Origin of the sequence: Desulfobacter sp., assembly GCA_028768525.1 — a bacterium.
In the GTDB taxonomy this organism is placed as follows: Bacteria; Desulfobacterota; Desulfobacteria; order Desulfobacterales; family Desulfobacteraceae; genus Desulfobacter.
Genome location: CP054837.1, coordinates 2010009 through 2029182, shown reverse-complemented (window position 1 = coordinate 2029182; position 19174 = coordinate 2010009). Strand labels below are relative to the sequence as shown.

At 58.6% G+C, this 19174-nt stretch carries 16 protein-coding genes; 8 read left to right on the top strand and 8 right to left on the bottom strand.

All coding sequences use genetic code 11. The annotated features are described in order from the left end of the window. Positions 1 to 201 precede the first annotated feature (201 nt). A complete protein-coding gene (locus HUN04_09375) occupies positions 202 to 942 on the top strand; it encodes a transporter substrate-binding domain-containing protein (GenBank protein ID WDP89907.1) in 741 nt (246 codons plus the stop codon). 97 nt (positions 943 to 1039) lie between these two features. Here the strand turns inward: HUN04_09375 and HUN04_09370 are convergent, their stop codons facing one another. From HUN04_09370 to HUN04_09335, 8 genes are all read right to left on the bottom strand, one after another. Then, positions 1040 to 2275 carry an RNA methyltransferase gene (locus tag HUN04_09370; protein ID WDP89906.1) on the bottom strand — a complete coding sequence of 412 codons (1236 nt, stop codon included), beginning with the start codon at positions 2273 to 2275 and terminating at the stop codon, positions 1040 to 1042. Beyond that, complete coding sequence (locus HUN04_09365) at positions 2265 to 2789, bottom strand: PocR ligand-binding domain-containing protein (GenBank protein ID WDP89905.1); 525 nt, start codon at positions 2787 to 2789, stop codon at positions 2265 to 2267. The genes HUN04_09370 and HUN04_09365 overlap by 11 nt, the downstream gene beginning before the upstream one ends. A gap of 84 nt (positions 2790 to 2873) precedes the next feature. Further along, on the bottom strand, positions 2874 to 3131 hold the full coding sequence (locus HUN04_09360) for a zinc ribbon domain-containing protein (protein WDP89904.1): 258 nt from the start codon (positions 3129 to 3131) through the stop codon (positions 2874 to 2876). A gap of 121 nt (positions 3132 to 3252) precedes the next feature. Continuing rightward, entirely contained in the window at positions 3253 to 3612 is a 360-nt protein-coding gene (locus HUN04_09355) for a NifB/NifX family molybdenum-iron cluster-binding protein (GenBank protein WDP89903.1), read from the bottom strand. 24 nt (positions 3613 to 3636) lie between these two features. After that, positions 3637 to 4020 (bottom strand): NifB/NifX family molybdenum-iron cluster-binding protein, encoded by a 384-nt coding sequence (locus HUN04_09350; GenBank protein WDP89902.1) that lies wholly within the window; start codon positions 4018 to 4020, stop codon positions 3637 to 3639. 26 nt (positions 4021 to 4046) lie between these two features. Next, positions 4047 to 4940 carry a P-loop NTPase gene (locus HUN04_09345; protein WDP89901.1) on the bottom strand — a complete coding sequence of 298 codons (894 nt, stop codon included), beginning with the start codon at positions 4938 to 4940 and terminating at the stop codon, positions 4047 to 4049. Continuing rightward, complete coding sequence (locus HUN04_09340; GenBank protein WDP89900.1) at positions 4940 to 5800, bottom strand: P-loop NTPase; 861 nt, start codon at positions 5798 to 5800, stop codon at positions 4940 to 4942. Before HUN04_09340 ends, HUN04_09345 begins: the two co-directional genes overlap by 1 nt. Before the next feature lie 46 nt (positions 5801 to 5846). Continuing rightward, positions 5847 to 6227 (bottom strand): hypothetical protein, encoded by a 381-nt coding sequence (locus HUN04_09335; protein ID WDP89899.1) that lies wholly within the window; start codon positions 6225 to 6227, stop codon positions 5847 to 5849. A 318-nt stretch (positions 6228 to 6545) separates the two neighbouring features. Here HUN04_09335 and HUN04_09330 point away from each other — a divergent pair, with 318 nt between their 5' ends. The 7 genes from HUN04_09330 (at position 6546) to HUN04_09300 (ending at position 19160) form a co-directional block, all read left to right on the top strand. Next, positions 6546 to 7928 (top strand): sigma 54-interacting transcriptional regulator, encoded by a 1383-nt coding sequence (locus HUN04_09330; protein WDP89898.1) that lies wholly within the window; start codon positions 6546 to 6548, stop codon positions 7926 to 7928. Positions 7929 to 8038: 110 nt separating this feature from the next. Then, positions 8039 to 8875, top strand: coding sequence for an Mrp/NBP35 family ATP-binding protein (locus HUN04_09325; GenBank protein ID WDP89897.1), 837 nt, complete (start codon positions 8039 to 8041; stop codon positions 8873 to 8875). A gap of 190 nt (positions 8876 to 9065) precedes the next feature. Beyond that, positions 9066 to 10757 carry a response regulator gene (locus tag HUN04_09320; GenBank protein WDP89896.1) on the top strand — a complete coding sequence of 564 codons (1692 nt, stop codon included), beginning with the start codon at positions 9066 to 9068 and terminating at the stop codon, positions 10755 to 10757. A 12-nt stretch (positions 10758 to 10769) separates the two neighbouring features. After that, positions 10770 to 14156 (top strand): FAD-dependent oxidoreductase, encoded by a 3387-nt coding sequence (locus HUN04_09315; GenBank protein ID WDP89895.1) that lies wholly within the window; start codon positions 10770 to 10772, stop codon positions 14154 to 14156. Positions 14157 to 14192: 36 nt separating this feature from the next. Next, entirely contained in the window at positions 14193 to 14621 is a 429-nt protein-coding gene (locus tag HUN04_09310) for a hydrogenase iron-sulfur subunit (GenBank protein ID WDP89894.1), read from the top strand. 2 nt (positions 14622 to 14623) lie between these two features. After that, positions 14624 to 15748 (top strand): 4Fe-4S dicluster domain-containing protein, encoded by a 1125-nt coding sequence (locus tag HUN04_09305; GenBank protein WDP89893.1) that lies wholly within the window; start codon positions 14624 to 14626, stop codon positions 15746 to 15748. Positions 15749 to 15773: 25 nt separating this feature from the next. Further along, entirely contained in the window at positions 15774 to 19160 is a 3387-nt protein-coding gene (locus tag HUN04_09300; protein ID WDP89892.1) for a response regulator, read from the top strand. Positions 19161 to 19174 lie beyond the last annotated feature (14 nt).

Genomic DNA, 19174 nt, shown 5'->3' with positions numbered 1-19174 from the left:
CCTGGCCAATGCACCTGTGATAATTTAATAGTTACTAATTTTTAACCGGCCATACCCTTTACCACAGATAAATAACCTGCGCATCAGCGAAATTGATACCGCCCAACGGGTGAAACCGCTTTCCCGGGAATGAAAGCCTATCTTCAGTCCCGGTGAAAGGCGGTGGCATCATAGATTAACCCTAAGTATAAGGAGTAAGAGATGAAAAAAACAATTCTTGCCGTTATCGCCGTGTTTTTCAGCCTGTCCGTCTGTTTTGCCGGAACAACGGTGATCACGGCAGCCTCGGATCCCTGGCCCCCTTTTGTCGACCCGGATCATCCCAAAATGGGCATCAGCATTGAGGTGGTCTCCGCAGCCTTTAAAACCCAGGGATATACATTGGAGCATAAGATCATCCCCTGGGCCCGGGCAGAGAACGGGGTGAAAACCGGTAAAATTGATATCCTCCCCAATACCTGGAAAACGGATAAGCGTATGGCTTACCTTATGTACAGCACGCCTTACGCCTTCAATCAAATCAAATTCATCAAAAAGAAGGGGGATGGGTTTGAATACAACGGCCTTGACAGCCTCGCCGGAAAAAAGGTCGGCATCATGCTCGGATACGGATACGATGACGCATTCATGAAGTCAACGGCCTTCAAGAGGGAAGCGGTCAGCGAATTCGTGACAAGCATTAAAAAACTGGTCAGCGGGCGGATTGACCTGACCCTGGAAGATGAGATCGTTGCAAAGAATAAGATTTCCAAAAAAGCCCCCGGTATGCTGGACAAAATAGAATTTACGAAAAACTCCCTTTCCAGCAAGGGGCTCCATGTGACAAGCGGCCTTGCCAACCCCCGGCACAAAGAGATCATTGAGGCCTTTAACAAAGGGCTGGAAGCCATTAAGGCGGACGGCACACTGGCGGCGATCCTCAAAGGGTACGGCATTGAGTAAATCACTCCGTAACGGCTGATATACGGATTTTATAAGGTATGCGGCCTGTCCGGAAGGAAACGGGCCGCATACTCCTGCTTTTGGTTTTTTCAGTCCATCAGGATGGGATTGTTCCCAGTCCGGCGTGAAGGTCAAGCCCGCCGTGAAAAAGGGGCATGGGGTCCAGGGGGAGGTTGAGGGCCTTGAGCAGCCTTGTTTCAGGGTAGATGATCCCGGCCCGCCAGCCTTTGAAGTCCCTGGATAGTTTCTTCCCGATTTCCTTGAAGAACCGGTCTATATCCATGCCCTTTCCCAGGCGCAGGCCGTAGGGCGGGTTCAGGACGATGACCCCGGGCCGGGTTGCCGGGGGGGAGATGTCGAAGAAATCACAGCACCTGGCAGAGATCCGTGCAAAGGCCGGGTGGGCGGCGCAGGCCGTTTTGAGGTTTTCCACGGCAATAGGGTCCAGGTCCGATGCAAATATGGTGGAGGATGCGGCCGGTGAGGCGGTTTGGCTGATTTTGTTTTTGGCGTGGGCAAAGGCGGTGGCCTTAAATCCGGGCCAGGCCTCAAAGGCAAAAGACCGGAAAAATCCAGGGGGCAGGGCGGCCTGGATCATGGCGGCTTCCAGGGAAAAGGTGCCGGAGCCGCACATGGGGTCCAACAGGGAGTCCCCGGGGGACAGGCCCAACCGGGTAAGAATGGCAAAGGCCAGGTTTTCCCGCAGGGGGGCCTGGACGACCTTCTCCTTGATGCCCCGCTTGAATAATGGGGGGCCGGACAGGTCCAGTGAGAGTTCGAACCGGTCATGGTCGGCCCGGACCATCAGGGTCTGGCCGGAAAACCGTGATGCGGGTTGCCCGGGCTGCCCGGGTGGCGCAGCGGCGTTGAGTCCGGCCGCGATGGCACTGCGGCATCGGTTGGCAACGGCGTCGGAATGGTAGAGCCTGGATTTGCGGGTGGTGACCCGGATTTCCGGGGTACAGTTTGTGGGCAGGAACAGCTCCCAGTCAATTTTAGTCAGTTCTTTTTCAAGCGCTGGGAAACGCTCGGCCTTGAAGCTGGCCATGCGCATGAGAATACGCACCGGGGTGCCCAGAAAGAGGGCGGCCAGGCAGGCCGTTTCCAGGCGGGCGGTGAATTCCACGCCTCCGGCCAGGGGGGTGATCTCCCTGATTTCGGGGGGCCTGGGCACAAGGGGGGCCAAACGGCCGGGAAGGGCGGCCAGTTCCTTCTGGGTCAACCGGCCCAGGCCCGGGGGGCAGGCGGCGAAAAAGGTGTGGGGCCTGCCCGTAATCCGGCGTTTTACCCTTTTTTCAAAGGGGGATGGTTTGCCGCTTTTTTTAGTTGGCAAGGTTTCTGGCGTGGTGCTCTGCCAGGAGGCGGGCCACCTCGGATTCAATGAAGTTAATGGCCGCTTCCATTTTTGATTCGGAGACCACGGGGATGTCCTTGGCCAGGGCGTCCACCTTTTCTTCGTCCATGCCCGTAATTTTGGTGACGGCAAAGGTGTCGGCTTCGCCTTCCGCTTCGGAGACCAGCCCGCAGCCGCCGGCAACGCCCAGGAATTCACCATCGACAATGATGGGTACAACGACTTTTGAAAAGCCGGCGTCGCATTCCTCCACCACGGTGGCCCCGGTGGCTTTGGCAATGGCATTCATGTTCATATGGGCCACGGAGCAGATATAGCTCTGGCCTTTTTCCGTGGACTTGATGGCCGGGCAGAGCGGGTTGCTCCAGTTCTTTACCTGGGTGATCCGGATCCCGTCGGGATTGAATACGGATCCCTGGAAATTGAATTCTTTAAATATGGCGTTTTCCAACTCTTCCCAGGTGCTCAGGGGGCAGATATCGGTGAGTTCCATGTGGTTTCCTTTCGTGGTTTATGGTGCGCCTGTTTTATCACGGGGCCTGAAACAGTGTCAACCCGGCCCAATTGCGCAGGAATCCTAGAAGGTTCTGCCGCAGCAGGAACCAGGGCCGGCGCAGCCTTCCTTCTGGCCCGGGGAGGAGCCGCAGCAGCCCGTATCTCCGGGGCCGGGAAAGGCGGGTTTGGCACTGCCGGACATGGAGGAGTGGGCCGCCATGAGTTTTTCCAGGTTTTCGCTTCCGCAGGCGGGGCAGACCGGTGCATCGCCGGCGCTGGAAATCACCAGGATCTCGCAGGATTCATTGCAGTCTTTGCATTTAAAATCATAAAGAGGCATGGGATGTCTCCTGAAAAGAAAGATAGCGCTTTGTAGTGGCAACACCTTTTAAATGAGACGGGGGTAAGATAGGGGTAAAAAGGTGCCGCCAGTACAAAGCGCTATCGGTTATTGCATATATCTACCAGTGGCCGTCGGTGTTGGCCGCGTCGGCATATTCGAACTTGCCTGCCTTGAAGGCGTCAATGGCCTCCCTGATAGTGCCCTGGGCGTCATTGGCCACTTTTACGCCGGCCGCGTCCAGGGTTTTGAAGGCATTGGGGCCGCAGAATCCGGTGAGGAGCACCTGAGCGCCTTTGTCCGCAATGCTTGAGGCCGCCTGGATGCCGGCGCCTTTGAAGGCGTTTTTGTTGGTTTCGTTGTCAATGACTTCGAACTCAAGGGTGTCGGTGTCCGCCACGATGATGTAGGCGGCCCTGCCGAACCTGGGGTCCACCTGGGCGTCCAGGTCTGTTCCCTGTGCAGTGATGGCTATTTTCATCGCTTTTATCCTATGATTTGTGGATTAATGACCGCCACCGCCGCCGCAGACCTGGTCGTTGCGGATTTCATGGAGGTTGCCTGCAATCAGGTCCATGACAACCGGTTCGATTTCGGGGCGCTGGTCGTCGTGGAATACGTCGATACCCACCTGGCGGAAGCCCATGAGGGGCCGCATGCCGATACCGCCCACGATGAGGGCGTTGACTCTGTTTTCGGCCAGCAGGTTGACGGGAACCATGCAGCCGCCCTGGACATGCTCCTGGTTGGGAAGGATGGAGACCTTTTCGATTTCCCCGTCTTTTACATCCACCAGGGTAAATACATCACAGTGGCCGAAGTGTCCGGCCCGGGTGCCTTTAAGTCCGCCTTCTCCGTTTGAGGGGACTGCAATTCTTCCGTTTTCCATAATTAAACTATACTCCTTTCTTTATATCAGCAGATCCGGTCCAGCTTCATGGCCGGATTGTTCATAACCTTTGTCCAGATTTCCCTGACAGCATGGCCGGCCGGGGAGTCCGGATGTGTTTCCACGATGGACCTGCCTTGAATCATGGATTCCGTAAATGCCGGATCAAAGGGGATTTTCCCGACCAGGTCCAGGTTTTTCTCCTTGGCAATTTTTTCAATGGCCCGGGCCTGATCGGGGTTTAAATCATATTTATTTACACAGGCCATGGCCTTGATCTTAAAGTGGGCGGCAAGGTCCGCCACACGCTCCATGTCGTGGATGCCGGAAACCGTGGGCTCGGCCACGATGAGCACCGCGTTGGCCTGGCCGATGGAGGCGATGACGGGGCAGCCGATGCCCGGAGGACCGTCGGTGATGAGCAGGTCAAGGCGCTGTGCCATTACCCGTTTGCGGGCCTCTTCCCTGACCAGGGCCACCAGCCGGCCCGAGTTTTCTTCAGCGATCCCTAAACGGGCATGGATCATCTGGCCGAAGCGGGTCTGGGAGGCAAACCACTGGCCGCAGGTTTTTTCCGGGAAGTCTATGGCCTGTTCCGGGCAGAGGTCAACGCAGACCCCGCAGCCTTCGCAGTCAATGGGATCAATGGTAAAGATGTCTCCCTCGGGTTTTACCGCATCAAACCGGCACAGTTCCATGCACTGGCCGCAGCCCACGCAGTCGTCGGGGCGGATGGCCGCTTCGTTTCCCGCCACAAAATCATGGGTCTCCTGGACATCCGGGGCCATGATCAGATGGAGGTCGGCGGCGTCCACATCGGCGTCGCAGAGCATGTTGTTTTGGGCCAGGGCTGCAAATGCCGCTGTCATACTGGTTTTGCCGGTGCCGCCTTTGCCGCTTAAAATCACAAGTTCTTTCATTATGCGGCCCTCCCGTCATTCACCAGCTTTTCGATTTTTGTGTATATGGCCTTGAATATGTCCTTGTATTCGGGCAGGGTTTTGACCAGCAGGTCGCCCCGGGAGTAGGCCATGGCAATGCGCTTGTCAAAGGGGATCTCCATGAGGATGGGGATATTTTCCCTCTGGGCGTATGCTTTTACCTCGTCATTGCCCATGCCGGCCCGGTTGATGATCAGGCCGTGGGGGAGTCCCAGTACCTTCACCGCTTCCACGGCCAGGGTGAGGTCGTGGAGGCCGAAGGGGGTGGGCTCGGTGACCATAACTACAAAATCCGTGCCTTTCATGGCGGTGATCACCGGACAGGAGGTGCCCGGCGGGGCGTCGATAATGGTCAGGCCTTCCTTGGCCTCATGGGTCCGGACCTGTTTGATGACCGGGGGAGCCATGACCTGGCCGATGTCCAGCAGGCCCCGTCCGAATTTAACGCCGGGCAGGGTGGCCAGGGTGCCGGTTTCAACGACACCGATGGACCGGTCCGCTTCTGTTATGCATTTTTCCGGGCAGACAATGGCGCAGCCCCCGCAGGAATGGCAGAGTTCCGGAAAGGTCACCACTTTTTTGCCGGCCACGGCAATGGCCCCGTAGCGGCAGATGTCCATACATTTTTTGCAATGGGTGCAGCGGCTTTCATCCACCTCGGGCACCGGTGCATTAACCGGATCTGTTCTGTTGATGGACGGCTTGAGGAAAAGGTGGGCATTGGGCTCCTCCACATCGCAGTCAAGCAGGGTAAGCGTCCCTCCGAGGCTGGCGCAGAGGTTGGTGGCCACCGTGGTTTTGCCGGTGCCGCCTTTTCCGGAGGCAATACTGATTATCATGGGGCAGTTCTCCTTGGCAAAGATATCATCAGCATGGACCCCATACTTAGATTGCCCCGATTTTTTTCAGGGTGGATTCCAGGGTGTCGGCATCTGCCGTGGAGGGTTTGGGGGCGATCTGCAGGAGCACCCCGTATCCTTCGTAGGTATCGTGAAATGCTTTTTTATCCATGGTACCGGCCACAACACTGTTGGTCATGGGGCTTTGGGGGATGAATTCCTTGATCAGGGCGACCGCGTCGGTATCGGCCAGGGTTTCTTCCACAACCACAAGGTTGATCCATTCTCCTTTAGGGGTATTCGAAAGCAGGGATAAAAGGCCTTTTCCGGTTCCGCTCCACTCAACGCGCATATCATTCCTGGCCAGCATCAACTCAAGTTCAGCAAATTGATCTTTTTCCCTGCTTACGAACACTACTCGTTTCATTCTGATGGTACTCCACATCATTGTATTAATTTGGTTATCATGAAAGCGGGTCGTCCCGGCTTTCGAGGAATCATTATGAGCAAGGGGTGTGCCATGGTATAAATGTTTTGGAAATATTTTTTAATGCGTTGAAATCTTAATATAAAACAATTTTATATGGCCGCCTGGACACCGGCAGGCGGAATAGAGAGATTGCAAAAAAGCGACCCGGTATCGCAGTCGCACCCGAATGGGTGCAACTGTGAGACCGTCACCCGCCTTGATTTGGGTGCAAAGGTGTGGGATATATAAAAAATATTAACCAACCGGCAGGTGCCTATGCCCTATATAAAACTGGAGTTCATGGACCCCAAGGCCTTTGAGAATATTCTGGACAGCATTTCCGACGGGGTGTTTACCGTTGACCACAGATTCCGCATCATGACCTTTAACCGGGCGGCCGAGACCATTACGGGCTTTTCCAAAAAGACGGCCCTGGGCCGGGTCTGCCACACCATATTCCGTTCCAATATGTGCGGGGAAAACTGCGCCCTGAAAAAAACCATGCGGGAGGGCACCCCCCATAATCTGCCGTCAGCCTGTATCCTCAGTGCAGACCACAGGGAAATACCGGTAAGCCTTTCCACTTCCCTGCTTTTGGACAAGGCGGGCCGGATCCAGGGCGGGGTGGAGATTTTCAGGGACCTGAGCCACATTGAGGAATTGCGAAAGCAGATTTATGAAGGCTACAGCATGGATGACATCATTGCCAATAGTGCTGCCATGGTTAAGATTTTCCAGATGCTGCCCCAGATTTCCCAGAGTGAGAGCTCGGTACTGATCTACGGGGAAACCGGAACGGGCAAGGGGCTTCTGGCCCGGGCCATCCACAATCTGAGCCGCCGCAAGGCGGGCACCTATTGGGCCATCAACTGCGGGGCCCTGCCCGATACCCTGCTGGAGTCGGAGCTGTTCGGATACAAGGAAGGGGCCTTTACCAATGCGGTCAAGGACAAGCCCGGGTATTTTGCCCTGGCCGACGGGGGCACCATTCTACTGGATGAGATCGGGGATACCAGCCCGGCCTTTCAGGTGCGGCTGCTGAAGGTGTTGGAAACATCAGAATACCAGCCCCTGGGCGGTATTGAAAAGGAAAGATCCGATGTCAGAATCATTGCCGCCACCAACAAGGACCTGTCAAAACTCATTGCCGATGAAAAATTCAGGCAGGACCTTTTTTACCGGATCAATGTGGTGGAAATCCATCTGCCGCCCCTGCGCCACCGCATGGAAGACCTGCCCCTGCTCACGGAGCATTTTATCCACAAGCTCAACCGGATCCGGGGAAAGGCCGTGTCCGGGATCAGCCAGGAAACCCTTTCCGTCCTGATGACCCATGATTTCCCGGGCAATGTCCGGGAACTTGAGAATATCATTGAGCACGCATTTGTTCTCTGCGGGGACGGGGAAATTCTCCCGGACCACCTGCCCCCCCACCTGGTCCGGCATTCACCCAAAGCCCTGGACCACCTGGCGGCTAAGGACCCCCTAAAAGCCGCAGAAATGGAGGTGATTCTGGCCGTGCTCCAGAAAAACCACTATGACCGCCAGGCCGCGGCCAAGGACCTTGGCATCCACAAAACCACCCTATTCCGGAAAATTGAAAAGCTGGGCATTATTTTGCCTAAAATTGACGGCCGCCATAAAAGAAGAAAAGGTTGACCCAGGCTCATCGTTATCTTCTGGCATACTCTTTGCTGTCGAATTCTTCAGGAATGGAACCAACATCGTTCCTGCCGATTTTTTGCGACCTGTGTCTAAAGGAGATAAATATGAAACAGAAACAGAAAGCCAAAGGTATCATGGACAGTATGCCGGCAGAAGACCCCAATGCCGAAGTCAAGGAAACCTTAAGGCATATCACCCATAAATTTATGATCATGAGCGGTAAAGGCGGCGTCGGGAAATCCAGCGTTTCCGTGAACCTGGCCACGGCCCTGGCCACCATGGGGCACCGTGTGGGGCTGATGGATGTGGATATCCACGGGCCCGACATTCCCAGGATGCTGGGGATCAAGGGGGATCTCCATGTCAACGATGCCAAGAAAATCATTCCGGCCAAGTATTCCCCCATTCTTTCCGTGGTTTCCATTGAATCGCTGATGCCGGATAAGGACGCGGCCATCATCTGGCGGGGGCCGGCCAAGCATTCGGCCATCCGGCAGTTTGTGGGGGATGTGGAATGGGGTGCCTTGGACTACCTTATTATAGACGCCCCTCCGGGTACCGGCGACGAACCCCTCACCGTGGCCCAGCTCATCAAGGATGCCAAAGCCCTCATCGTGACCACCCCCCAGGAGGTGGCCCTGGCCGATGTGCGAAAGTCCATCCGTTTCTGCCGCCAGGTTAATATGGAGATCTTCGGCCTGGTGGAAAACATGAGCGGCTATACCTGTCCCAAATGCGGGGAGGTCCTGGATATTTTCGGCACCGGCGGGGGAGAGCGCACCGCCGGGGAACAGGGAATCCCTTTCTTGGGTAAGATCCCCCTGGATCCCTCCCTGGTGGCCTTTGGCGATGCCGGCCGCTCCATCCAGGTGGAAAACCCTTCTTCTCCCGTTACCAAAGCCTTCCGGACCCTGGCAGAAGAGGTGGCCCGCCGCAGCTGACCCGCCGGTTGAATCGACCCCATGCAGAATTGCAAATTTATTGTGTTGCAATTCTGCAAACCTACCAAGATCCTTTCAGACGCTTTTTCGCTTGTGTTTCCCGTCCTCCGGGGAGCCTGACCCTTTTTCCCTAAAAAAATATCCCTGGCATAATGCTTGCTCCTATTTAGGTGTAGCCAAGGAGGTGACCATGCCCCGATCCACCGAGCCCCGATCCAGGGAAGTTTTGTCGGGCAGCGCGCCCGGACCCGACTGGAAGGTTCTGCTCATTGATGATGAGCCGGACATCAGGGATGTTCTTGGCTTGAGCCTCAGGGATGCCGGATATGAGGTCATCTGCGCGCCCGACGGCACCTGTGGCCTGGAACTGCTTTCCGCCCATTCCCCCCAAATCCTTATTACCGACATTAAAATGCCCGGCATCAGCGGGCTTGAGGTGCTTGAAAAGGCAAAGATCGCCCATCCCGACACCGAGGTTATCGTGACCACGGGATTTGCAGACATTGAAAAGGCCACCATCGCCCTGCAGCAGGATGCCTCGGATTTTATCACCAAGCCTGTGGATGATGCCCGCCTGCACCTGGCCATGGACCGGGCCGTCAAGCGCTACCGCGACCGGAAAGCGCTTGCCGACTATACCCGGCTTCTGGAAAAGGAGAACCTTGAAACCTCTGCTGAACTGATTCAGAACATCAATTACCAGGCCCGGCTCATTGAAAACTCCATGGACGGGATACTGGGCTGCGACGGAACGGACCGGGTCATTACCTACAACAAGGCCATGGTGGCCCTGCTGGGATGGCCCAGGCACGAGGTGGTCCAGGTGAGAAAACTGGATGAATTTTTCGGGCCCGGGGATTTCATGGCGTTAAAGCAGAACCTGGTCCGCCAGGGGTACGGGGGAAAGGACAGGCTTTTTCTTTATGAGACCTTCATGAAGGGCCGGGACCGGGACCGGATACCGGTGCAGGTTTCGGGCTCCCTGGTCATTCAGGAGGACCGGACACGGGGGCTGGTTCTATTCATCCGGGACTTAAGAAAGATCCGGGAACTGGAGCAGACCGTGGAAGGCCATGAGAAGATCCTCCACCGGGAGAAGATGATGTCCCTGGGGCGCCTGGCCGCCAGTATGGTCCATGAAATCAACAATCCCCTGTCCGGAATCCTGAACTATATCCGGCTGATGATCCGGCTCACGGACCAGGGGACGCTCTCCCAGGAATATATTGTCCGGTTCAGGGAGTATCTGGAAATTGTGGAACGGGAGACCGGCCGGTGCTCTGATCTGGTGTCGGGGCTGCTGAAATTTTCAAGAAAAGCCAAACCCGAATTTGCGCCGGTGGATGTGAGCGAATTGGTGCGGTACAGCCTCATGCTGTGCCACCATAAACTGGAGATGGGCAATATTGAGGTGAGGCAGAAAACCGCCCCGGATCTGCCCCGGGTGCTGGGGGATTTCAACCAGCTTCAGCAGTGCCTGATCAATCTGGTCTTCAATGCCGGGGCGGCGATCCAGGCCTGTGAGCGGAATATAGACAGGGGGGGAGGAGCCGATCCCGAGGCCGGTGAAAGCGCCGGCGAGCTTCGGATAGAAACGGAACCGGCAGAGGGCGGAAAATGGGTGGCCATCCGAGTCCGGGATGACGGCAAGGGGATTCTGCCGTCTGATCTGCCATATATATTTGAGCCGTTTTTCACCACCAAACCCGAAGGGTACGGGGTGGGCCTGGGGTTGTCCACGGCCTACGGCATCATTGAGCGGCACAACGGCCGGATCGATGTGGAAAGCATCCCGGGCAAGGGAAGCTGTTTTACCATCACCCTTCCGGCCCTGGAGGAGCCCCGAAACAGTGCCGGCCAGGCCCTGAAACCCGAAACTTAAAGGAGGAGAACCATGGCTGAGGGATTGCGCATCGGTGTGTATATCTGCCACTGCGGGGTGAATATTGCCGGCCGGGTGGATGTGGCGGCAGTTCGGGATTACGCCCTGACCCTGGACCATGTGGTGTCGGCCCGGGACTATAAGTTTATGTGCTCTGAGCCGGGCCAGGCCATGATTGAATCGGATATCCATGAATTCCGGCTCAACCGGGTGGTGGTGGCCTCCTGCTCCCCCCGGCTTCACGGCAATACCTTCATGGATGTCTGCCGCCGGTCCGGACTCAATCCCTACTATTTCCAGATGGCATCTGTGCGGGAACAGGTCTCCTGGGTGACCAGCGACAGTGAGCGGGCCACGGAAAAGGCCAAATACCTGGTCACGGCCGCTGTCCACCGGGTGAAATTCCACACCCCCCTCATTGCGGGCATGTCTCCGGTCCACCCGGCCATGGCCGTTATCGGCGGGGGTATTGCCGGGATGCAGGCGGCCATTGACATGGGCAATGCCGGGTACCATGTCTACCTCATTGAGAAGGATACCACCATCGGCGGCCATATGCTCCAGTTTGACAAAACCTTTCCCACTTTGGACTGCGCCGCCTGTATCGGCACCCCCAAAATGGTGGAGGTGGCCCAGAATCCCAATATCGAACTGCTCTCCTTTTCACAGGTCTCCAATGTCTCCGGATTTGTGGGAAACTTCACCCTGGATATCCACAGGTCCCCGAGATTTGTGGATGAGAACCTGTGCACGGGCTGCGGGGAGTGCGCCAAGGTCTGCCCGGTGACCATTCCCAATTCCTGGGACCTGGGGCTGGCTGACCGGAAGGCCATCGGCAGGGCGTTTCCCCAGGCCATTCCCATCACCTATAATATTGAAAAGGCCGGCAGGGCCCCCTGCGTGGGAAAATGTCCGGCAGGGATCAATGTCCAGGGATATATCCAGCTTATCAGGGAGAAGCGGTATGACAAGGCCGTTTCCCTGATCATGGAAAAGGCGCCACTGCCCGGCGTTCTCGGACGGGTCTGCCCCCATCCCTGCGAGGGGGTCTGCAGAAGGGAAGAGGTGGACCGGCCCCTGGCCATCCGGCAGCTCAAACGCTTCGCCGCAGATATGGCCGGCCCCCTGGCCGTGCCCGAAATCCAGGAACGGAAAGAAAAGGTGGCGGTGATCGGGGCCGGACCGGCCGGACTGGCTGCGGCCTATTACCTGCGCCTGAAGGGCTATGGGGTGTCTCTTTATGATGCCCACGACAAACCCGGCGGCATGCTCAGGACAGGGATTCCCGATTACAGGCTGCCGCCAGAGATCCTGGATGCCGAGATCGGTTATATACTGGAACACGGGGTTGATTTTGTCCCCAATGCCCGGCTGGGAGAGGACATCAGCATCAGCCGCCTCATGGAGGAAGGGGCGGAGGCCGTTTTCCTGGCCCTGGGGGCCCAGGCGCCGCTCTCTTTGAATATCCCGGGCCAGGAGCTGGACGGGGCAACGGATGCCCTGGGCTTTCTGGAAGATGTCAACCTGGGCCGGAAGACAGACTGCCGGGGCCGGGTGGTGGTGGTCGGGGGAGGCAATGTGGCCCTGGATGCCGCACGGTGCGCCCGGCGGATTCCGGGATGCGAGGTGACCATTGTCTACCGCAGGAGCCGCAGGGAGATGCCGGCCTATGGGGATGAGATCCTTCATGCCCTGGAAGAGGGGATTGAACTGATCTGTCTGGCCAACCCGGTGCGGCTGGAAGGGGAGGACGGCCGGACAGTGCGCCTGGTTTGTACCCGTAACGAACTGGGGGCGCCGGACGAATCAGGCAGGCGGCGGCCGATACCTCTGGACAACAGTGAGTTTACCCTGGACTGCGACACCTTTATCTCGGCCATTGGGCAGTATCCAGACATCGGCGGCCTGGACGGGGTGGACACGGATTCAAGGAACCGGGTGGCCGTGGCAGGGGGATCTCTTGCCACCTCCCGGCCCGGGGTATTTTCCGGGGGGGACCTTGTCCTTGGGCCGGCCACCGTGGTCCAGGCCATTGCCCAGGGCCGGACGGCCGCCGGGGAGATTGACGCCTGGCTGAAACTGAAGGCTGGGGAGAGGGCCGAGGAGATGGGGGAAGAAAAGGAATCGGGCCAGGGATATGAGCCGGGGGCCGAATACCCGCCCATTCCAGGGGAAACACCGGTGCTGGACCGGGCCTGTCCGGATCTGGTATCGGTTGAAACCAGGACGGATTCATTCTGCGAAGTGGAGGGGGCGTTCACCGAATCCCAGGCCCTGGCCGAGGCGGACAGATGCCTGAACTGCGGGATCTGCTGCGAATGCATGGCCTGTGTGGATGCCTGCGAGGCCAAGGCCATAAACCACGGGATGCTGCCCGAAGACAGGTCCGTCAAGGTCGGGTCCATCATCATTGCCACGGGTTACGATACCCTGGATCCCTCGGTCATGCCCCAATACGGATACGGCCGGTATCCCAATGTGTTTACGGCCCTTGAATTCGAACGCCTCTCCAACGCCACCGGCCCCACAGGGGGGCAGATCCTTATGCGGGACAGGGAGGGGGGCTTTTCACAGCCGCCCAAGGCCGTAGCCCTGGTCCATTGCATCGGGTCCAGGGATGTGAACCACCATGAGTACTGCTCCCGGGTCTGCTGCATGTATGCGCTGAAGTACACCCATCTTATCAAGGAAAAGGTGGGCCATGACACCGAAGTCTATGATTTTTACATTGATATGCGCTGTTTTGGAGAAGGGTACGAGGAGTTTTACAGGCGGTGCCAGGAAGAGGGCACAACCTTTATCCGGGGCAAGGTCGCAGGGATTACCCGGGAAAACGGGAAGCTGGTGGCTATGGCTGAAGACACCCTGATTTCAAAGCTGGTGCGGGTGCCCGTAGATATGGTCATCCTGTGCACGGCTATCCAGGCCCGGGAAGATGCCGGGGAGGTGGGACGGATCCTGGGGGTGAACCAGGGGGCGGATGGGTTTTTTCTGGAAGAGCACCCCAAGCTGGGGCCGGTGAACACCGCTTCCGACGGGGTGTTTTTGAGCGGGTGCTGCCAGAAGCCCATGGATATTCCGGACACGGTTTCCCAGGCCTCGGGGGCGGCGGCCAAGGCCCTGGCCCTGGCGGCCAAGGGTGAAGTGGCGATCTCCCCCACCACCTCATATATAGATCCGGATGTCTGTGCCGGATGCAAGACCTGTGTGGGCTTGTGCCCCTATTCCGCCATTGAATTTGATTACCGCAGGAACGTGGCCGTGGTGAATACGGCCCTGTGCAAGGGATGCGGGAGTTGCTCCGGGGCCTGCCCCTCCGGTGCCGCTTCCAGCCGCCATTTCATGAAAAAGCAGGTGTTTGCGGAGATCAGCGGGGTGTTGTCGGGATTGCCGAACTGATCGTCTGAATCCGTGAGCGTAACAAAGGAGGAAACGATGGAACATTTTGAACCGGTGATTATTGCCTTTGTCTGCAACTGGTGCACCTATACGGCTGCGGACCTGGCCGGGACCTCCCGGCTGGCCTATCCTGAAAATGTCCGCCTGGTGAGGGTGATGTGCACGGGAATGGTGGATACCCAGTATGTGATCAAAGCTTTCCTGGAAGGGGCTGATGCCGTGGTCGTCTCGGGCTGCCATCCCGGTGACTGCCATTATATCAACGGGAATTATAAGGCCAGGCGGCGGATGAAACTGCTAAAGGAGATTCTGCCCCGGTTCGGCATTGACAGGGAGCGGATACGCCTGACCTGGATCGGGGCCAGCGACGGGATTGAGTTTGCCCATGTAATGACCCGGTTTACGGAACAGGTACGGGAGATGGGACCCTGCCGGTCCCGGTCAACTTTAAATAAAGCGGGGTAGCCATGACATCATTTAGAATACAGCCTTCGGGACAGGGAATTGGGGCGGACCTGAAAGGGATGATGGCCGCCATGATGAAAGAGGGGGGCATGGACGGCCTGCTGCTGCCGCTGGTCCAGGCCGACGGGGTGTCGGTTATGCCTTCCCTGGTCACCTCTCCGGAGGGACTGGAAAGGGGGGCGCTCCTTACGCCGGCCTTCCCGGTGAACACCGCCCGGATGGCGGCCAGGCTTTCCTTTAAACCCGCCGGCCGGAAGACCGCGGTATGGCTGCGGCCCTGTGAGATCCGGGCATTTACGGAGTTGGCCAAGCTTAACCAGGCCTCCCGGGAGGAACTGGTGATCCTGGGGATTGACTGCCCCATGGCCATGGACGGGGAGGCGTGCAGGGAATACGGGAAAGACCATAAAGAGGAGCCGGACCACTGGGCAGGGCAGGTCTATCCGGATCCTTCCCGTGCGGACCTGGCATTCTCCCGGGCCTGCACCCTGTGCACGGCGCCGGTGGCGGAGAACGCCGATGTAAATTTCCTCTTTTACGGGAGCACGCCAGATGAGGGGATTGTTGTGGAAGCCGGCAGCGACAGGGGAAGAGATCTGCTGGACCGGCTCTCACTGGAAAAAGGGGCGGTGCCGGAAAACCGTGACGCAGTGGTCTCCGCCCTGGCGCAGTCCCGGGAATCGGCATTTGAGGCCATGGCCGGAGAGGTCTCCTGTGAGACGGACAGCCTGGAAAAGCTGGACGCCTGGTTTTCCGCCTGTATCAACTGCTACAACTGCCGCAATGTCTGCCCGGTCTGTTACTGCCGGGAATGCGTGTTCAACACCGATGTATTTTCCCATGAGCCGGTGCAATACCACCAGTGGGCAGATAAATGGGGGAAGATCCGGCTGCCTTCGGATACCCTCTTCTACCATCTCACCCGCCTGGCCCACATGAGCCATGCCTGTGTCGGCTGCGGGCAGTGTACCCGTGCCTGCCCTTCGGATATTCCGGTATCAGACCTCTTCGTCACCGTGGCCCGGGTCACCCAGGAGGCATTTGACTACAGGCCGGGGAGCGGGGATCCCCCGCCCTTTACCGAATTCAAGGCCGATGAATACCAGGATGTGGTGGGCATAGAATAAGCAACGGGTCATAAAGGAGGTTGACATGACAGATCAGCTAAAAGGCAAAACACTGGTTGTGGGCGCCGGGGCCGGCGGCATCCAGGCGTCACTGGATCTTGCCCGGGCGGGATATCAGGTGATTCTGGCCGAGGGGTCGGACCACACAGGCGGGCTGATTTCCCAGCTGGACCTCCAGTTTCCCACCACAGCCTGCGGGTTCTGCCGGATGCTGCCCATGGCCGACCGGGATAAGGGAAGCCAGCACTGCCTCCGCCGGGGGCTTTCCCATGAAAACATCGATCTGCGGCTGTCCACCGCCCTAATGAATCTTTCGGGGGAGGCCGGGGCCTTTACCGCCTCACTGGAGCAGGCCGCTCCCCTGGTGGACCAGGAAAAATGTATGGGATGCGGAATCTGTGAACAGGTCTGCCCCGTGGAGGTGCCGGATCCGTTTAATGCGGGGCTGGCAATGAAAAAAGCCGTGGCCCGGCCATGTCCCCAGTCCTTTCCCAATGCCTGGGCCATTGATCCGGCGACCTGCACCCGGTGCGGGGAGTGCGTGACCGCCTGTCCCACCGGTGCCATCACCCTGAGCCCTTCGGACCGGGCGGCCTTTAAGATACTTGTGGTGGATGACGAGGCCATTATTCGGGATTCCATGAAGGAGTGGCTGGGGCTTGAGGGCTTTGGTGTGGAGACGGCAGCCTCCGGGAAAGAGGCCCTGGAATTGATGGAAACCCGGGAGTTTGAGGTGCTGCTCACGGACATCAAGATGCCGGGCATGGACGGGGTGGAACTGCTGGCCCGTGCCAAGGAGCGGCTGCCCGGTATCACCGTGATCATGATGACGGCCTATGCAGAGGTGGATTCGGCGGTGAACGCCATGAAACAGGGGGCTTTGGATTATGTGACCAAACCCTTTGAACCGGAGACGGTGATTGAACTGGTGGAGAAAATCTATGGGGAATTCAAGGCCGGCACGGCGGTGAAAGAGGAGGTGGCGGCCGTGATCCTGGCAACGGGCACGGGATTTTATATGCCGGACAGGGAAAAGGATATCTACGGGTACGGCCGGATTCCCAATGTGGTGACGGCATTGGAATTTGAGCGGCGCCTGAGCCCGGCAGGCCCCGGCGGCATGGACGGGGTCCGCCGTATCGCCTGGCTTCAGTGCGTGGGATCCCGGGACAGAAGCCGCGGGTTCTGCTCTTCGGCCTGCTGCATGATTTCCATCAAGCAGGCCCTGCTGGCAAAAGAGAATCTGCCGGATCTGGACCGGGCCGCTGTGTTTTATATGGATTTAAGAACCCCTGGCAAGGAGTTTGACGCATACCGGGCCGGGGCAGAAACCGCCGGGGTGGCGTTTGTCCGTTCAAGGATCCATTCCATTGTACCCAATCCCTCCGGCAGCGGGCCCCTGTCCCTGCGTTACCTTTCCAGAGCGGGCCAGGTTAGTGAAGAGCCTTTTGATATGGTGGTCCTGGCCGTGGGCCAGGCGCTGAGTCCCGGAGCCGGGACAATGATTGAGGCCTTGGGGCTTGAGACCGACGACTGGGGATTTGTCCGTCCTCCTGAGTTTGTCCCCCACGGGACCTCTCAGCCGGGGATATTTACCACCGGCGGCCTCACCGGGTTCAAGGATATCGAAACCACGGTGACCCTCGGGGCGGCGGCAGCCATGGCAGCGGCCCGGACCATGGATGGACCGGGGGATTCGCGCCGCCGGGAGGCGCCGGAAAGCAACGGGCTTGATATGGCCGCGCCCCAAATACAGGTGCTGATCTGTCCCTGCAGCAGGCAGTTGAACGGTAAAATTAATCTGGACGGGCTGTCACCTGATCCCCAGGTTGCCTTACCGGCGGTGGTGGATGATCTGTGCACCCCAGAAGGCTGGGAAAAGGCCCTGGAGATCCTGGGTGCCTCGGACTGCAACCGCCTGGTGCTCGCTGGATGTCCTGGGTGTACCGGCAGGGAAAAGCTGACTGAGGCGGCTGCCGCCCTGGATATCCCGGCACGCCTGGTCCGGCCTGTGGATATCCTGGGCCTGGCCGGAAAATTATACAGCGGCAATGAAACCCGGTTGTCCGCTGACGCCATAACCGTGCTGGACGGGTTGCTGGCCCGGGCAGTGGGCCGGGCAGTATCGGGGCTCAAGGCGGCCCTTCCCCGTCCGCCTGGGCCTGCCCGGGAGGTCAACCGGGCCCTGGTGGTGGGGGGCGGCGTTGCCGGAATGACCGCCGCCATGGCCATTGCCGGTGCCGGGTTCGGGGTGGACCTGGTGGAAAAAAGCGGGACTTTGGGGGGGAATCTTTCCTGGATCAAACATACCATTGAAGGAAAGGAGACCGCCGGCCTGCTTGCCGGACTGGTTGAGGGGGTATCGGCCCATGACCGGATCAATGTCCACCTGTCAGCCAGGGTGTCCCGGGCCGACGGGCTGCCCGGGCGGTGGCACACAATGGTAGAACGGTCCGGGGAAAACGGGGTGCCGGAGCGTATCCGGGTGGACCACGGGGTGGTGGTGCTGGCCACCGGGGGAAAGGAGGCCGATGCCGGTGAATCCGGTCCCGGGGTCTATACCCAGAAGGATTTCCAGGCCGGGCTGGATGCCGGGGAACTCGATCCTGCGGCCCTCTCCTCCCTGGTTATGATCCAGTGCCGGAACTGCCGGGAGGCGGACAAAAATTATTGTTCAAGGGTCTGCTGCCCAAGGGCCCTGGCCCAGGCCCTTTTCCTCAAGGAGAAGAATCCCGGCATCGCAATCTATGTTCTGTACAGGGACATGATGACCCCGGGCGGGCTGGAGGCGTTTTATACCCGGGCCAGGGAAGCCGGTGTTATTTTTATCCCCTACCAGGCCGGACAGCCGCCTGAGATAAGAACGGCCCAGGGCGAACCCTGCCGGGTGGCCTGCCATGACCCGGTCCTGGACCGGGGGGTGGAGATCAAGGCCGATGCCGTGGTCACGGCGGTGGGGGTGGTGCCGGTACTGCCCCGGGAGTTGGCCCGGATGTTTACGGCAGAGCGGGATGATTTCGGATTTTTCAGGGCAGCGGATTCCAAATGGCGGCCGGTGGATGCCCGCCATCCCCGGGTCCTGGGCTGCGGCCTGGCCCTGAAACCCTGTGACATAGACCTGGCCCGGGCCACGGCCCTGGCCGCCGCCGTCCGGGCCGTGGGGGTGCTGTCGGGAGTTGAACAGGGCGCGGCGGCCCGGGTGAAAACGGCCTATTGCAGCCTCTGCCTGACATGCATTCCGGCCTGCCCCTTTAACGCCAGGACTCTGGATGAGGAATCCGGAACCATTGCGGTGGACGGTCAGGCCTGCCAGGGCTGCGGCATATGTGCCGCCGTCTGTCCCAGCAAGGCCGCCCGGGTGGATGGGAAATCCCATTACCTGGATGTGATTGACAGCGTATTGGCAAATTGAAAATAAGGAGAACA

What these genes read in the sequence shown, in the direction of transcription:
- HUN04_09375 (WDP89907.1), top strand. Translation starts at nt 202, where the DNA reads ATGAAAAAAACAATTCTTGCCGTTATCGCCGTGTTTTTCAGCCTGTCC.
- HUN04_09365 (WDP89905.1), bottom strand. Translation starts at nt 2,789, where the DNA reads ATGGAACTCACCGATATCTGCCCCCTGAGCACCTGGGAAGAGTTGGAA.
- HUN04_09360 (WDP89904.1), bottom strand. Translation starts at nt 3,131, where the DNA reads ATGCCTCTTTATGATTTTAAATGCAAAGACTGCAATGAATCCTGCGAG.
- HUN04_09355 (WDP89903.1), bottom strand. Translation starts at nt 3,612, where the DNA reads ATGAAAATAGCCATCACTGCACAGGGAACAGACCTGGACGCCCAGGTG.
- HUN04_09350 (WDP89902.1), bottom strand. Translation starts at nt 4,020, where the DNA reads ATGGAAAACGGAAGAATTGCAGTCCCCTCAAACGGAGAAGGCGGACTT.
- HUN04_09345 (WDP89901.1), bottom strand. Translation starts at nt 4,940, where the DNA reads ATGAAAGAACTTGTGATTTTAAGCGGCAAAGGCGGCACCGGCAAAACC.
- HUN04_09340 (WDP89900.1), bottom strand. Translation starts at nt 5,800, where the DNA reads ATGATAATCAGTATTGCCTCCGGAAAAGGCGGCACCGGCAAAACCACG.
- HUN04_09335 (WDP89899.1), bottom strand. Translation starts at nt 6,227, where the DNA reads ATGAAACGAGTAGTGTTCGTAAGCAGGGAAAAAGATCAATTTGCTGAA.
- HUN04_09330 (WDP89898.1), top strand. Translation starts at nt 6,546, where the DNA reads ATGCCCTATATAAAACTGGAGTTCATGGACCCCAAGGCCTTTGAGAAT.
- HUN04_09325 (WDP89897.1), top strand. Translation starts at nt 8,039, where the DNA reads ATGAAACAGAAACAGAAAGCCAAAGGTATCATGGACAGTATGCCGGCA.
- HUN04_09320 (WDP89896.1), top strand. Translation starts at nt 9,066, where the DNA reads ATGCCCCGATCCACCGAGCCCCGATCCAGGGAAGTTTTGTCGGGCAGC.
- HUN04_09315 (WDP89895.1), top strand. Translation starts at nt 10,770, where the DNA reads ATGGCTGAGGGATTGCGCATCGGTGTGTATATCTGCCACTGCGGGGTG.
- HUN04_09310 (WDP89894.1), top strand. Translation starts at nt 14,193, where the DNA reads ATGGAACATTTTGAACCGGTGATTATTGCCTTTGTCTGCAACTGGTGC.
- HUN04_09305 (WDP89893.1), top strand. Translation starts at nt 14,624, where the DNA reads ATGACATCATTTAGAATACAGCCTTCGGGACAGGGAATTGGGGCGGAC.
- HUN04_09300 (WDP89892.1), top strand. Translation starts at nt 15,774, where the DNA reads ATGACAGATCAGCTAAAAGGCAAAACACTGGTTGTGGGCGCCGGGGCC.